Here is a 16,323-nt window from a genome sequence, read left to right on the forward strand (position 1 = left end):
TGTTAAAAGTATTTTATAGGTCTTTGAGCCCAATGATTGCTGGATTTTAGTCGTTTGTATATGGGTTTTCGCAATCGTTGTAGTTGTAGGTATTTTGTATAGGTCTCGTAATAATTATTTAAACAAAATTGCATTAATTTTAAGAAATTGATAATATCTATCTAACTTTTTTATTAGAAATCAAATATTAACTTAAATAAAAAACGAATATGAAAAAATTTACTCTTTTACTTTTATTATTAAGCACAACGCTTATTTATGGGCAATCCTTACCAGTGGACTTTGAGGATACTACAACCGTGCCAGCCTTTGGTTTTGGAGGTCTCGGATTTGGTAATGTGGTAAATCCAGACCCTACAGCGCCTAATACGTCTGGACGTGTATTAGAGATTAATAAACCAGATGCAGCAGATTGGTTTGCTGGTTTCGGTTTCCAGACACCTGGAGCACCATTAATAGATTTAGGATTAGGAACAGAGGTAACTTTTAAATTCTGGACTCCTGTAGCTAATACTCCAGTAAGAGTAAGACTTCAGGCAGATTTAGCTCCAGCTAATGAGGCATTTGATTTCGATTTAGTTGTTGCTACTCCAAATGCTTGGCAAGAAATAACAGTGGATTTTGCTGGTCTTCCGGGAGTGGACGGTAACGAACAATTTGCAGAGTTCGTAATATTTCCTAATTACGACCCAGCATGTGTTGGAGCTAACCCTGCATGTACCACGGTTGGATCTGGTAATGGTGCACTTTATTTCTTAGATGATGTTGCACAGACCATAACGTTTGATCCAAATACCGACGCTTCATTATCCGATCTTACCGTTGATGGAACTACAATAGATGGATTTAATTCTGGATTAACGACTTACACAGTTAGTTTACTAAATGGAACTACTACGGCACCAACTGTTGGTGGGACTGCATCTCAAGCAGGAATGGGATCATCTGCTGTAAGTATAACTCAAGCAATGGGTGTTCCTGGATCTGCTACACTAGATGTTACTGCTCCTGATGGAACAACAATGCAGACATATACTGTAAACTTTGAAGAATTACCACCAGCTGCACCTGTACCAACTCAAGATGCTTCTGATGTAATTTCGGTTATAAGTAACAATACAACATATACAGACATAGGTACAAACTTCATTGAACAATTTGGATCTACTGCTACTGAGGTTGATTTAGATTTAAGTGGATCACCTGATGCATTTACCTTTACTGGTGGTGCAGGTGGTCAATTAAATTATTTTGCAGGATCAAATTTCTTTGATATTACTTCGGCTGGAGTATTACATTTCGATTTTTACGCAGAATCTTTAACTGCTGGGGATAATATCCTCGTAGTATTAGTAGGAAATGGCGCGCCAGGAAATCAAGATTTTAGAGTGATTTTAGATGAAACACAAGTCGGAACTTGGCAATCTATTGATATTGGCCTAGCAGGTGCTGGTTCTGGTGAGACTAATGTTTTTGTAGGAGCTGATAATAGCAACTTTAATGAAGTAGGACTTATCCAATTCTTGACAGATCAATTAGGTAGTACACTTCCAGGTACAACTATTTATATTGGGAATGTTTATTTCTATGGTGGATCTTTATCAACAACTGATTTTGCGTTAGGTAACGAATTCGCTGTAGCTCCAAATCCAACTAAGGATGTATGGAACATAAAAGCTGCTAATAACCAAGAAGTAACTTCAATTGAAGTTTACGATATTTTAGGTAAAAAAGTTATGTCATTAACGCCTAATTCAAACGAGGTAGTTTTAGACGGTTCTGGTCTAAACGATGGAATTTACTTAGCTATGATGTCGACAGTAAATGGTTCTAAAACTATCAAATTAGTTAAGAATTAGAACAACAGTGATAAAAATTGATTAATTAAAAGCGTGTTTATTCATAAGCACGCTTTTTTTATTTCTTAACTTTCTATATTGTAAACTAGTAGAGAAATTAACGAAAACCAAGTTCAATAATTTGCGAAAGAATTTAATTTACATTTTTGTAATCCTTCTGGTCATTGCTTGTTCTGAGGGAAATAAGAGCAATCAAATCAATGATGATGGTGAAACACCAAATGCACTCATCAATGAAACAAGTCCTTACTTACTTCAGCATGCGTATAATCCAGTGGATTGGAGAGCATGGAATGATGAAACCTTAGCCTTAGCTAAAACCGAGAACAAACTTATAGTTATTTCAGTAGGTTATTCAGCATGTCACTGGTGCCATGTAATGGAAGAGGAAAGTTTTGAAAATGATTCTGTTGCCATGATAATGAATGAGAATTTTATCAATATCAAAGTAGACAGAGAAGAACGACCAGATGTAGATCAAGTTTACATGAATGCTGTTCAATTAATGACAGGTGGAGGTGGATGGCCATTAAATTGTATTACACTACCTGATGGCAGACCTGTATTTGGTGGTACATATTTTACTAAAAACCAGTGGACTAAGATATTAGAAGACATGTCTAGTCTTTATAAAAACAATCCTGAAAAGGTAATTTCTTATGCCGAAAAGCTCACAGAGGGTGTAAAAAATTCAGATTTAATAACTGTAAATAACGCAACAGTAGAATTTAAGCGAGAAGAGTTAAAGAATGCTGTCAACGAACTTGAAAAATCTTTAGATTTTGAACTGGGTGGGCAAAAAGAGGCACCTAAATTTCCAATGCCAAGCCATTTAAACTTTTTGTTACGATACAGTTTTCAGAATAATAAACAAGCGTTACAGAATTATGTCTTCAGATCCCTTAATGCAATGGCAAATGGAGGTATTTATGATCAGGTTGCTGGTGGCTTTTCACGATACTCTGTAGATGATAGATGGCATGTTCCCCATTTTGAAAAAATGCTCTATGATAATGCACAATTGGTGAGTTTATATTCGCAAGCATATGCTTTGACAAAAAATATTGAATATAAACGCGTCATCGAAAAGACTCTTGTTTTTGTAAATACCGAATTAAAAACTAAAGAAGGAGCCTTTTATTCTTCATTGGATGCGGATAGCTTTAATGGTAATAACGAAATGGAAGAAGGTGCTTATTATGTTTGGACTATAAAAGAACTGCAATCACTATTAAAAGAAGACTTCCAATTATTTAAAGCCTATTATAATGTAAATTCAGTTGGTAAATGGGAAAAGGATTTATATATACTATACAAGACTAGATCTTCAGGTGAATTTGCAAAATCCAATAACTTAACTTTAGAAGAACTAAATTCGAAAATAATGTCTTGGACAACCATTTTGAAAGAGGCGCGAGCTAAGCGAAGTAAACCAAGATTGGATAATAAAGTATTAACATCTTGGAATGCTTTAATGCTTAAAGCTTATGTAGACGCTTATAATGCTATTGGTAGAGATGATTATTTGCAAAATGCAGTAACTATTGCACAATTTATTTTAGACAAACAATTGATGGGTTCTGGTGAGCTATTTCACAGCTATAAAAATGGAAAAAGTACAATAGAAGGGTTTTCTGAAGATTACGCCCATACAATAGCTGCATTTATAGATTTATATCAGGCAACTTTTGACGAAAAGTGGCTTAACCAAGCTAAGAATTTAATGGAGTACGCAATTGAATATTTTATGAGTAAGGAAAGTGGTATGTTCTATTTTACTTCAAATAATGCATCAAAATTAATTACTCGTAAGACTGAGGTCTTTGATAATGTAATTGCATCGTCAAATTCTGTTTTGGCAGATTGTTTATTCAAACTTGGACACTACTTTTCTGATACTAAATATACAGATTTAGCGAGTCAAATGTTACGAAATGTAAATGATGCAATGTTAAAATCTCCTTCTGCTTATACTAATTGGTTAGCTTTATATCTCAATTACTCAAATCCGTATTATGAGGTAGCCATCAGTGGTGATGGAGCATTTGAAACCTATAAAGAACTTAAGCAGCATTATTTGCCTAATATTTTAATTTCTGGGTCAAGTAAAGAAAGTAGCTTACCTTTGTTAGAGAATAAGTACAATGAATCTGAGACATTGATATATGTTTGTGTTAATGGAACGTGTAAACTTCCTGTTAATACTGTAGATAGAGCTTTAAGTCAGATCGCAAAATAAAACACTATGACTACCCTTAAAGAACTTGCTAAACTTTTAAATATTTCAGTCTCTACGGTATCAAAGGCTTTAAACGACAGTCATGAGATAAGTGAGAATACGAAGCGTCGCGTTAATGAACTGGCTGAGAAATTAAATTATAAGCCTAATAGAATTGCGCAACAGCTTAAAAATAATAAGACCAAGACTATTGGTGTAATTCTACCAACAGTAACTAATCCATTTTTTGCTGAGGTTTTACATGGCATTGAGAAAACAGCTACCGAGAACGATTATGATATCATTGTATGTTTATCTAATGAATCGCTCGACAAAGAAAAGCGTAGTCTAGAATTACTTTCAAATGGAAGTGTGGACGGCTTTTTAATTACCGTGGCTAGAGAAAGTCAAGTCAAAGAAAAAACAGATCACATTGCAGAGGTACTCAATACTAAAATTCCTGTTTTGATGTTTGACAGGGTTGTGAATGAAATATCTTGTGATAAGGTAATTGTTAACGATTTTCAATTGGTTTATGATGCAACGCAATACCTCATCAAGAGGGAGAGGCGAAAGAATATATTATTGGTGAGTAATATTGAAGAGCTAAGCGTTGGTAAACTCAGAATTAGAGGTTATCGCAAGGCTTTGGAAGAAGCTGGCCTCGAGTCAAATATTTTAAAACTAGACAACGTTAAAGATGTTGATAAGACCATATACGAATATCTAAAAGGGCATCCTGAGACCGATGGTATCATTTCTATTGATCATATTACTGGAATCATAGCCATTAATATGGCTAAAAATCTCAATAAGGCCATTCCTAAAGATTTATCTGTTATTGGTTTTGGTTATGAACATACAAACTTGCTTTCAAGCCCAAAAATTTCAATTGTTCATCAAAACGCTTACAATATTGGGGAAATGTCAGTGAAGCTACTTATTGATAATTTAACTAATGAGAATCACGAATTACAAACCATTGTAGTGCCTAGTGAGTTAAAGTTAAGTGAATCTACACAATAAAAAAAAGCCCAACAAACGTCGAGCTCTTAAATCGTTATAACGAATTCGTTTCTTAGTTTCCGCCTTTTACTTTTTCAGCGGCTTTATCAACAGCCTCACCTGCGGCTTCTTTGGCCGCATCAACAGCGTTATCAACAGCCTCACCAGCTGCATTTGCAGCATCGTTAGCTGCCTCAGTGGCAGTATCAACGGCACTATCAACTGCCTCACCAGCAGCATCTGCAGCCTCACTAGCTGCTTCAGTTGTAGCATCAACAGCATCTTCTGCCGCTTCAGCAGCGCTATCAGCAGCATCATTTACAGCCTCAGCTGCATTTTCAACTGTATCTTCAGTCTTTTCTTTGGTTTCTCTACATGAGTTTAATGATAACCCTAGAAATGCAACTAGAGCTAAACTTAACAATACTTTTTTCATTTGAATAGTTTTAGTGTTAATAGTTGTTAATGCACTAAATTAACAAATTAAGTGAGATTTTAGTATAATTTCACAATTAAATGCAGTACTCTTATACTATATGCGTATCCTATTTAAGATTTGGGTGACGGCTCCTTTATTTTCTTCTACAAAAGCTTTATTTAAAATTCCCTTCTCTTCTCTTAATGTTTCATTTGAAATGTAGGCTTGCAGTGATTTTTCAAAAGCTTTAGAGGAAGCTACTGACAACACACCGCCAATATTTATGAGTGTTTTAGCTTCGGGAAATTTTGAATAGTTTTTTCCAATTATTATTGGAATTCCGAATGTAGCTGGTTCTAAAATATTATGGAGACCTGTTGTTCCGGCAGCACCACCAACATAAGCAATATCGGCATAAGCATAAACTTTACTCAAGTAGCCTATGGTATCTAAGATAAAAACTTTGAATGCCGAAAGATCCTTACCTTTCATATTGCTAAAGCAGACAACATCTTTTTTTATTTGAGATCTTAACGATGTGATGTAATTAGGTTTGATGTTGTGCGGAGCAATAATGTACTTAGTATTATCCTTGGAACAATTAATAAAGTCGAGATATAATTTATCATCTGCAGGCCAGGTACTTCCCAAAACAACACATGTTTCGTTGTTTTTAAATGTCTCTATAAATGGAACAGTATTGTCAAGGCTAAGTTGATTATAAACACGATCAAAGCGTGTATCTCCAGAAACAGACACATTGTTAATGTTAATACTTTTTAAAAGTCTTTGGGAGTTACTGTCTTGGGTAAATATATAATTAAATCCTTCTAAAGCAGATTTCATGAACTTTCCGTACCATTTGAAAAAACTTTGAGACTTTCTAAAAACGGCAGAGACGAGTATAGCATTGAAGTTTCTTTTTTTAATTTCATTTAAAAAATTTGGCCAGATTTCATATTTAATAAAAATGGTAAAATCAGGATTTACAACGTCCAGAAAGGCTTTTGCGTTTTTAATAGTATCGATTGGGAGGTATACAACAACATCAGCTATTTTTGAATTCTTTCTTACTTCATATCCAGATGGTGAAAAAAAAGACAGGACGACTTTGTAATCAGGATATTTTTGTTTAAGTGCATCAAAGACCGGCAATCCCTGTTCGTATTCTCCTAGAGAGGCGCAATGGAACCAAAAGGTTTTATCTGTGGGTTGAATGTTACGTTTTAACGTTAAAAACGTATTTTTTCTTCCATTAACTCCAAGCTTGAGCTTTGAATTAAAAAGCGCCATAATTTTAATAGCAATATCTAAAAACTGAATTCCTATGGAATATAATAACCTCAAGACAATAGATTTGTGCTAAAATACAGTTCTTTCAACTAATTGCATTGCCTTAGCGATTACATTTTTGTATTTTCGCTATCGACCTTAGGCTATAGGTCTTCACAATTAAACTTCTAGGATGAGAAAAATTCAAATGGTTGACCTACAGAGTCAATACTCAAAAATCAAAGCTGTTGTAGATCCTTCTATTCAAGAGGTAATGGATAGTGCAGCATTTATAAATGGACCAAAGGTTCGTCAATTTCAAAGCAATTTAGAAAATTATTTAGACGTCAAACATGTGATTCCATGCGCCAATGGAACAGATGCTTTACAGATTGCAATGATGGGGCTAGGTTTAAAGCCTGGGGATGAGGTAATAACAGCCGATTTTACGTTTGCTGCAACGGTAGAAGTTATTGCCTTATTGCAATTAACACCTGTATTAGTGGACGTTGACCCAGTGACGTTTAATATTGATATAGAAGCTATTGAAAAAGCCATAACGTCAAAAACTAAAGCCATTGTACCAGTACATTTGTTTGGGTTGGCTGCTGAAATGGATGCTATAATGGCCATCGCCAAAAAGCATAATTTATATGTTATAGAAGATAATGCTCAAGGGATAGGTGCAGACTATACGCATACTGACGGCAGCAAAACTAAAACAGGAGCGATTGGACATGTTGCTTCAACATCATTTTTTCCATCAAAGAACTTAGGTTGTTACGGAGATGGTGGTGCTATATTTACCAATGATGATGATTTGGCACATACTATCCGCGGAATAGTAAATCACGGTATGTACAAACGCTATCATCATGACGTGGTTGGGGTAAATTCGAGATTAGATTCTATTCAGGCTGCTGTCTTAGATGCCAAATTACCACACTTAGATGATTATAATAAGGCCAGAAGAGCTGCGGCAGCAAAGTATACGAGCGCTTTTAAAGATCATCCAAAAATCGTAACTCCAACTGGTAGAACTCAATGTGAGGGTATTTGTGATACTTGCGATTGTCATGTTTTTCATCAGTATACTTTAAACTTGATTGGAGTTGATAGAAATGAGCTTGTAGCTCATTTACAGGAAAACAATATTCCGTGCGGTGTGTATTATCCGATTCCCCTTCACTTGCAAAAGGCTTATCAAGATGAACGTTATAATGAAGATGATTTTAGAATAACAAATCAATTGGTAGAGTCTGTGATTTCTCTTCCTATGCATACAGAACTTGATGATGAGCAAATTGACTTTATTACATCAACGGTACTCAATTTTATAAATAAAGAGCAGTAATTAATGAAAGTATTAGTGACAGGAGGTCTTGGCTTTATAGGGTCTCATACGGTTGTAGAATTGCAGAATGAAGGGTTCGAAGTTGTTATTATCGATGATTTAAGTAATTCTTCTTTAGATGTGTTAGGTGGTATTGAAGAAATCACGGGTAAAAAGCCAGTTTTTCAAAAATTAGATCTTAAGATAAAACAAGACGTAATAGATTTTTTTGAAAAGCATAAAAATTTGGCTGGTGTTATTCACTTTGCAGCCAATAAAGCCGTTGGTGAAAGTGTCAATAATCCTTTAATGTATTATGAAAATAATATTGGGACACTTGTATATATGTTGCAAAGACTAACTAAGTTAAAGCAGCAGAATTTCATATTCAGTTCGTCCTGTACTGTTTATGGTCAAGCAGAAGAATTACCGATTACCGAAAATGCACCTGTTCAATCAGCAGAATCCCCATACGGTAATACCAAGCAAGTAGGGGAAGAAATCATTAGAGATACCTGCAAGGTAAATGAAAAACTTAATGCTATAGCTTTACGTTATTTTAATCCTATCGGTGCACATTCAACCGCTCAAATAGGAGAATTACCAATCGGTGTTCCTCAAAATTTAGTACCATATATAACTCAAACAGCAATAGGTCTAAGAGAACAGCTATCTGTTTTTGGTGGTGATTATCCAACACCAGATGGAACTTGCATAAGAGATTATATTCATGTTGTTGATTTAGCTAAAGCCCATGTAGTGGCCCTGAAACGTCTTATTGAAAATAAGAATGATTCAAACTATGAAATTTTTAATCTTGGTACAGGAAAAGGAAGTTCAGTTTTGGAAGTGATTAATTCATTTGAAAAAGTTTCAGGAAAAAAATTGAACTACAAGATTGTAGGGAGAAGGGATGGTGATGTTATTGCTGCTTATGCAGAGACTTCTAAGGCCAATGACGTTTTAGGTTGGAAAACGGAGTTAACTTTGGACGATGCAATGGACTCTGCTTGGAAATGGGAGCAAAAAATAAGAGGTTAGGAAAATTATAAAGAATTTTTCATTTAATTCTTAACCAATCACCTCGGTTGATTTCTTTTTGCTAAAAAGTCCACTGAAAAGTAGTATGAGCATTCCTGTTGTAACAGAAACATCTGCTATATTAAATATTCCGGTTTTAAATACTCCTCCAAGATTGATAAAGAAGAAATCGGTAACTTCGCCTCTTGTAATTCGATCAAAAACATTAGCAATTCCACCTCCTACAATACAACAAAATGCAATCAGACTCATTCTATCGAGTTCTTTATTTTTAATGATATAATAAATTACATAACCTAAGACTATTGTTGGTAATATTAAAAGCAAAATGAGCTTTAATGTTGGATGCATGTCACTTCCCATTCCAAGAAAAGCACCTTGATTTTCGACATACTGCATAATAAATTTTTCGCCAATCAAGCTTTTGGTTTCACCATAGTCAAAATTTGCTCTAACCCATACTTTAGAAATTTGGTCAATAGCAATATTGAAAACAATCAGTAAAACGATAAATAGGTTTCTTTTCAAAGTGGAGTGGAATTAAGCGTTAATTTCAAACGTTGCTGAAGCAGTTTCTGATTCTCTATTGATTTTTTTAACTAATCCTTGTAAAACCTTACCTGGACCAACTTCTGTAAAATGAACTGCTCCATCTGCAATCATTTGCTGAACAGATTGTGTCCAGCGCACAGGAGCGGTAAGTTGAGAAATTAAATTAGCCTTAATTTCATTTTCATCAGTAACTGCAGCGGCTGTTACATTTTGATAAATTGGGCAGTTAGGTTTGCTAAAGGTTGTGTTTTCAATTGCTGCAGCTAATTCTTCACGAGCGGGTTCCATCATTGGAGAATGAAATGCTCCCCCAACAGGAAGGACTAGGGCACGACGTGCACCTTCTTCTTTAAGCGTTTCGCAAGCTTTATTAACAGCCTCAATTTCGCCTGAAATTACCAACTGACCTGGGCAATTATAATTAGCAGCTACTACAACTCCTTCGGTCATTGCGCATACTTTCTCTACAACATCATCCTCTAATCCCAATACAGCTGCCATAGTGCTCGGTTGCAACTCACAAGCTTTTTGCATGGCTTGTGCACGCTGCGATACAAGTTTTAAGCCGTCTTCAAACGTTAAAGCTCCAGCAGCCACTAAAGCAGAAAATTCTCCAAGGGAGTGTCCAGCAACCATATCTGGTTTAAAACTATCACCTAAGGTTTTTGCTAGAATTACAGAATGTAAAAAGATGGCCGGTTGCGTTACTTTGGTTTGTTTCAAATCTTCAGCTGAACCTTCAAACATGACATCAGTAATTGAAAATCCTAAAATAGTATTAGCTTTTTCAAATAATTCTTGGGCTAACGGTGAGTTTTCATAGAGGTCTAATCCCATTCCTGAAAATTGTGCGCCTTGTCCTGGAAAAATATATGCGTTCATTTGATTTAACATTATAGTGCTGCAAAAATAGGAATAATATTAATTAGGTCTAATAAAAATACATTAAGGCCAAAATATTGACTTAGGCTATGAAAGGTAGCATCCAGAAGTCTGTCATTCTTCTGAACTTAAACTCTTAATATTATCCTTATACACTCTATCAATAAGAAAGTGCCTAGGATCTATAACACCTTTTACAGGTAAAGAATCTAACTCAACAGTTATCGGTGACTCTTTCTTATCACACTTTACGCGTTGTTGCGCTTAAAGTTGCTTTTGATCATCATTATCCATAAGGCATCCTATATCTGTCCAATTCTATATTGGTTTTTTTGGTTTCATTACCAATACTATCAGATTAAACTTTAGCGCTTTCAATTGTAAGCTATACTTGGTATTTACCATTATTAGGAGTCTTGTAAGACACCTTTTTAAATCGGTTGTCGTAAAGTGTGATTTCTTTTAACCAATCGTTGATAATATACTAAAGAGTGAGGAACCTGTGGTTCTAAATGCTTTAAGAAATCTAAAGAGGTTGGATATGGTGATTATTTATAACGGGACTTTTTCAGGATATTTTTTATTGCAGGATTAATCTTTGCTTCACCTATATAATCTTGTAGTGCTTATAAGATAACACTACCTTTTCCATAATGGATATAGCCAGATCCTAAAACCAGAAATCTATTTTCTTAAATAGGTCATAAATGAAAATGGGTAGGCGTGCTTCTCATCAACATCATGAGTAACACGATTAACCTCTTTCCATTGTGTTTGATCAATTTCTGGGAAGAAAGTGTCTGCATCATCAAATGTTGCATGTACTCTGGTAATTTCTAATCTATCAGCTAAATCTAAAGATTGCTTGTAGATCTCACCACCACCAATTATAAACGGTTGCTTATCAGATCTTGCTGCGTCAATAGCGTCTTCAAGGTTGTTTACTATAATGACACCCTCAGGAGCCTTGTAATTATCTTGTCGGGTTATAACGATATGTGTTCTGTTTGGTAATGGCTTAGGGAAGCTTTCGAATGTTTTTCGTCCCATGATGATATGGTGTCCAGACGTTAATTGTTTAAAACGCTTGAGATCGTTACTCAGGTGCCAAATTAAATCATTGTCTTTTCCAATAGCATTATCTTCGCCAGCTGCAACGATTATAGTTAGTTCATTCAACTTTTTGTTTTTATCAGCTTTGGCCTCTACTTGTACTTCCTTGTATGCTTGTGACTGTACAATTTTATGTTCTTCCTTTAAAAAACCTTCTTTCAGTTTTTCAATACGCTCTTGTTGCTGATTCACGAGCTTTTCTAATTGCTGTTGCTCCCATGCCTTACCCATAAATTTATGTGTAATAAAAACACTGATAAAGTGATAAGTAAACAGAAATAACCAAGCTAATATGGCATAGACAATCCAGTTAACTCCAGCAATGGTAAAGTCTTCTCCGATGCCTAACACGGAGTTGGCAATAGTTAAAAACACTGCACCGATTATAAATATCACAAAATGGATATACAAGCGCTTTTTTTGGCGAATGCGTTTTTGAGCATTTTTAATGAGTTCTAGTTGTTCTTTATTTATGGTAGAAACTTGTTTTTTCTTGCCAAACATGGGTCATATTTTATGATATAAAGATACTTCTTTTTCACTAAAACGATATCGTAGTTTTAAGGGCAATTTATTTGTGAGTTTACGCAAACGATATCGTTGAAAATCAGCGATTAAGGTATAAAAAAGCAATTGTTAAAACCGCAATTTCACCCTCTAAAAACTATCAAGTTTACTAAAAAGTAAAGCTGATTTTATCAAATTGATAATTTTTATATTTTAGGGTATTTTCTCTATAGTTTGTGGTTTTTTCTTTTATACTTTTGGATTGTAATTAAATCTATTATTATGGCAATTAAAAAACAGTATTTAAAAAGTAAGCCAGTTTGTAAGGTAACATTTTCAGTTCCTGCAGAGGAGGCTAAAAGTGTAGCAGTAGTTGGAAGCTTTAACGAGTGGAATACTGAAGCTACGGAATTAAAGAAATTAAAAAATGGTACGTTTAAAGGTACTGTTGACTTAGAAAGTGAAAATTCATATGAATTTAGATATATTGTTGATGGTGTTTACATTAACGACGAACAGGCAGATGCTTATGCGTGGAGTGATTTTGCAGCGGCAGAAAACGGTGTTCTAAATTTATAAGATCTTGTGCTATTAACCTTAAGAAAGCGTCTCAATAGAGACGCTTTTTTTATTAAGAGGTTGATTTAACCTATAAATATATAGCTATTAATAAGCTCTGCGGTGTATCAGTGGCTATACCATTTTTAATGCCTGACTTTTTAACTTTGACAGATGCTTAGTTGGTCGCATGACTTCAATAATCACAACGCGATGATGCGCTTTTTTTGTTGCCTTGCTCTTCCTTTTTATTAATGATTAATTTTAACTGAAATTTGCTCAACTTTTCTAGTTTTAGAGCTTTAGCTGTGCCAATGGGATTTCAGCGTACTTTTCTGTGGGGCGTTATTGTTGGATTTTGATAGCTAGAAGTACATTTTGGGATGTATTGCAAAAGACGTGAAGGACCTCTTGTTCTAAAAAGCGATCGGTGCTTTTTGCTCAACTGTCAGTAACAGAATCGGCAATATCAGTATGAAATTGAAAAAAAATCTCACCTTACCAGTTTTTGCTTTTGAATTCGAAGGTAGGGGCCTTCTAAAATGATTTTGAAAGGGTTTAGCTATTTTTTAAGACATGCAACTTTTCTAAGCTCCATTGTCTTTTCATTTTCACAGCCCTTGTAAATAAAAACATGCTCTATTGTATTTATTGATGACGAGTCCATGTGCTCACAATGTTATTTCCTAGTAGAATCCAGTTCTGATTTGGTATAGATTTTTAGGGGCTATCAGAAATAGAGCCATCGCTAAACATTAATAAAGCTAAAATTTTAGTCAGCCTCTATACAGCAACCACGCCTTTAATATGCGGATGAGGATTATAATCAACTAATGTGAAGTCTTCAAATTTAAAATTAAAGATATCCTTTACCTCAGGATTTAAAATCATTTTTGGTAATGGTCTAGGATCTCTTGATAATTGTAACTCGAGCTGCTCCATGTGATTATTATAGATATGTGCATCACCGAAAGTATGGATGAAATCTCCAGGTTGATAACCACAAACTTGAGCCATCATCATGGTGAATAGCGCATAAGATGCAATATTAAATGGGACCCCTAAAAAGATATCTGCACTACGTTGATACAACTGGCAAGAGAGTTTGCCGTCTGCAACATAAAATTGAAAAAATGCATGACATGGTGGTAAGGCTGCCTTGCCATTAGTCACGTTTTCTGAGAAGGACTTAGACGTATCTGGTAACACTGAAGGATTCCAAGCAGAAACTAACATTCGTCTGCTGTTTGGATTATTTTTAAGAGTTTTAATTACCTCTTTAATTTGATCAATATCTTCACTGGCCCAATTACGCCATTGGTGACCGTAAACAGGACCTAAATCTCCATTTTCATCTGCCCATTCATTCCAGATGCGAACACCGTTTTCAGTTAAATAAGAGATGTTGGTATCTCCCTTTAAAAACCAAAGTAATTCGTAAATAATTGATTTTAAATGCAACTTTTTAGTGGTAACCATTGGAAATCCTTCGCTCAAATTAAAACGCATCTGGTAACCAAAAACACTTTTAGTTCCTGTTCCTGTGCGATCTCCTTTTTCATTTCCGTTTTCTAAAACGTGCTTTACTAAATCGTGATACTGCTTCATATTCAGTTCCCAATACCCTGGGATTCTCTTTAAGTTATATTCAATTAAATAAGGGCAAATAAGAGTGTCGGATCTTAGAACAACACTCATAAACGAAAATAAAAAAAAGCTTTAAATCAATGTAGTTTAAAGCTTTTCATAATATTAAAAGTTATTAACTATCATTAGCCTATAATCATTCCTGCTATAGTTGCAGAAATTAAAGAGGCAATAGTACCTCCAATTAAGGCTTTCATTCCAAATTTAGAGAGTTGTTTGCGTTGCCCTGGTGCTAAAGAACCAATACCACCAATCTGAATACCTATAGAAGCAAAATTGGCAAATCCACAAAGCATGTAAGTAGCCATTATAACAGATTTATTATAATTTAAATGTGTAGCATTGGCCACATTTTTTAAATCAGCCAGCTGTATGTAACCAATAAATTCACTAGCAGCAAGTTTAATTCCCAAAAGCTGACCCATCATCATCATATCTTCTTTAGCGACACCTATCAACCACATTAAAGGCGCAAAGACAGTTCCCAAAATGACTTCAAGTGAAAACGATTGGTATGGTGTATTAGCAGCCATCCAACTATTGAGCGATGTTACATCACCTGCCCAACCAAGAATACCATTAATCATGGCTATAAATGCAACAAATACTAAGAGCATAGCACCTACATTTACAGCTAATTTGAGTCCTTCAGTAGTTCCATTTGCAATTGCGTCTAGTAGATTAGCACCAATTTTTTCTTGAGATACTTTAACATCTGTGTTAATTTCTTCAGTTTGAGGAAATAATATTTTGGAAATAACGATTGCGCCAGGTGCAGCCATTACAGAGGCGGCTAACAAGTGTTTTGCATAAAACAAACGTAATTCTGGATCATCACCTCCTAAGAAACCTATATATGCTGCTAAAACAGCACCAGCAACAGTAGCCATACCACCGATCATTACTAATAATATTTCCGACTTATTCATTTTTTCCAAATAAGCCTTTATCAATAATGGAGCCTCAGTTTGTCCCAAAAATATATTGCCAGCAACACTTAAACTTTCTGCGCCAGATATTTTAAGTGTTTTAGATAATAGCCAAGCCATCGCTTTAACTACTTTTTGAATAATACCTAAGTAGAATAATACAGAGGTTAATGCAGAGAAAAATAATATAGTCGGTAATACTTGGAATGCGAATATAAATCCGTATGAATTTACATCCATGACTCCACTAAATAGGAATTCACTACCAGCTCTAGTAAAATCTAAAATGTTTATGAAGACTTGTCCAACGGCTTCAAAAGCATTTTTAATAAACTCAACTCTTAATACACCAATAGCTATTAATAATTGAAAAGTTAACCCAATCCCTACGGTTTTCCAATTAATACCTTTACGATTACTACTGAATAAAAATGCAATAAAAATTAAAGAGACCATACCAAGTACACCTCTCCAAAAACTTGTAAATGTAAAACCCTCACTTGGTATTATTTTATCGGTTGTTGCTTCTTGCTGTGTATAGTTTGGGTGACTATTAGAAATATAAGTCAATACATTATTGCCATTTTTTATTTGAAGTGTGTTATTGGCTTGTTTCAAAATTTCATAGTACACATCAACTGTAGTAGGAACTTTTTGTTTAAATACTAAAAGATTATTGTTCTGAAGCCAAACCCCTTTGTTAAAAGTGTTATTTAGTGTTGAGATATATTCACCATTCTTACTTAAATTTAAAAACTCTTTTCCTTTAATAAATTCGTTTTTAACTAAGATACTATCAGGATAACTTTCATAAACAATATTTTCTGACAGTTGCCAATCGTTTATTTTAGGGTCTGCAAGTTCTCCAATTTCAACAGGAATATTTTGAACTTTAAGTGCAGTATGTAAAGAATCGCTTATAGGTTTTTCTAGCTCTTGTGCTGTTAGTGTTGAAAAACCAATAATAATAGCAATAAGGGCTTTGAAAA

Annotated in this window: 13 protein-coding genes; 6 read left to right on the forward strand and 7 right to left on the reverse strand. The window is 34.6% G+C overall.

Annotation, left to right across the window (positions count from 1 at the left end; genetic code table 11):
* Positions 1-209: 209 nt before the first annotated feature.
* The 3 genes from HRU49_RS08505 (at position 210) to HRU49_RS08515 (ending at position 5,103) form a co-directional block, all read left to right on the forward strand.
* Positions 210-1,859, forward strand: a complete 1,650-nt coding sequence (locus HRU49_RS08505; protein WP_296356135.1) for a T9SS type A sorting domain-containing protein — start codon at positions 210-212, stop codon at positions 1,857-1,859.
* A 121-nt stretch (positions 1,860-1,980) separates the two neighbouring features.
* Positions 1,981-4,098 (forward strand): thioredoxin domain-containing protein, encoded by a 2,118-nt coding sequence (locus HRU49_RS08510; protein ID WP_296356137.1) that lies wholly within the window; start codon positions 1,981-1,983, stop codon positions 4,096-4,098.
* Between the two features lie 6 nt (positions 4,099-4,104).
* Positions 4,105-5,103 carry a LacI family DNA-binding transcriptional regulator gene (locus HRU49_RS08515; RefSeq protein WP_296356139.1) on the forward strand — a complete coding sequence of 333 codons (999 nt, stop codon included), beginning with the start codon at positions 4,105-4,107 and terminating at the stop codon, positions 5,101-5,103.
* A 52-nt stretch (positions 5,104-5,155) separates the two neighbouring features.
* On the opposite strand, the gene HRU49_RS08520 is transcribed toward HRU49_RS08515, so the two are convergent.
* A complete protein-coding gene (locus tag HRU49_RS08520; protein ID WP_296356141.1) occupies positions 5,156-5,518 on the reverse strand; it encodes a hypothetical protein in 363 nt (120 codons plus the stop codon).
* A gap of 96 nt (positions 5,519-5,614) precedes the next feature.
* Entirely contained in the window at positions 5,615-6,847 is a 1,233-nt protein-coding gene (locus HRU49_RS08525; protein WP_296356143.1) for a glycosyltransferase N-terminal domain-containing protein, read from the reverse strand.
* 118 nt (positions 6,848-6,965) lie between these two features.
* Here HRU49_RS08525 and HRU49_RS08530 point away from each other — a divergent pair, with 118 nt between their 5' ends.
* A complete protein-coding gene (locus tag HRU49_RS08530; protein WP_296356144.1) occupies positions 6,966-8,126 on the forward strand; it encodes a DegT/DnrJ/EryC1/StrS family aminotransferase in 1,161 nt (386 codons plus the stop codon).
* A gap of 3 nt (positions 8,127-8,129) precedes the next feature.
* Entirely contained in the window at positions 8,130-9,146 is a 1,017-nt protein-coding gene (gene galE, locus HRU49_RS08535) for a UDP-glucose 4-epimerase GalE (RefSeq protein ID WP_296356146.1), read from the forward strand.
* Between the two features lie 30 nt (positions 9,147-9,176).
* Here galE and lspA read toward each other — a convergent pair whose 3' ends face one another.
* From lspA to HRU49_RS08550, 3 genes are all read right to left on the reverse strand, one after another.
* The gene (gene lspA, locus HRU49_RS08540) at positions 9,177-9,674 is read right to left on the reverse strand and encodes a signal peptidase II (RefSeq protein ID WP_296356148.1); all 498 of its coding nucleotides are present in this window, start codon (positions 9,672-9,674) and stop codon (positions 9,177-9,179) included.
* A 12-nt stretch (positions 9,675-9,686) separates the two neighbouring features.
* Complete coding sequence (gene fabD / locus HRU49_RS08545; RefSeq protein ID WP_296356150.1) at positions 9,687-10,580, reverse strand: ACP S-malonyltransferase; 894 nt, start codon at positions 10,578-10,580, stop codon at positions 9,687-9,689.
* Positions 10,581-11,264: 684 nt separating this feature from the next.
* Entirely contained in the window at positions 11,265-12,197 is a 933-nt protein-coding gene (locus tag HRU49_RS08550; protein WP_296356153.1) for a dihydrofolate reductase, read from the reverse strand.
* 285 nt (positions 12,198-12,482) lie between these two features.
* On the opposite strand from HRU49_RS08550, the gene HRU49_RS08555 reads away from it, so the two are divergent.
* A complete protein-coding gene (locus HRU49_RS08555) occupies positions 12,483-12,779 on the forward strand; it encodes an isoamylase early set domain-containing protein (protein ID WP_296356154.1) in 297 nt (98 codons plus the stop codon).
* A 762-nt stretch (positions 12,780-13,541) separates the two neighbouring features.
* Here the strand turns inward: HRU49_RS08555 and HRU49_RS08560 are convergent.
* Together HRU49_RS08560 and HRU49_RS08565 are read right to left on the reverse strand one after the other, a co-directional pair.
* Positions 13,542-14,366: a thymidylate synthase gene (locus tag HRU49_RS08560; protein WP_296356156.1), complete on the reverse strand. Its 825-nt coding sequence runs from the start codon at positions 14,364-14,366 to the stop codon at positions 13,542-13,544.
* A 164-nt stretch (positions 14,367-14,530) separates the two neighbouring features.
* Positions 14,531-15,904 (reverse strand): nucleoside transporter C-terminal domain-containing protein, encoded by a 1,374-nt coding sequence (locus HRU49_RS08565; protein ID WP_296356158.1) that lies wholly within the window; start codon positions 15,902-15,904, stop codon positions 14,531-14,533.
* Positions 15,905-16,323 lie beyond the last annotated feature (419 nt).

The sequence above is a fragment of the Winogradskyella sp. genome, assembly GCF_013213975.1.
Lineage (GTDB): Bacteria > Bacteroidota > Bacteroidia > Flavobacteriales > Flavobacteriaceae > Winogradskyella.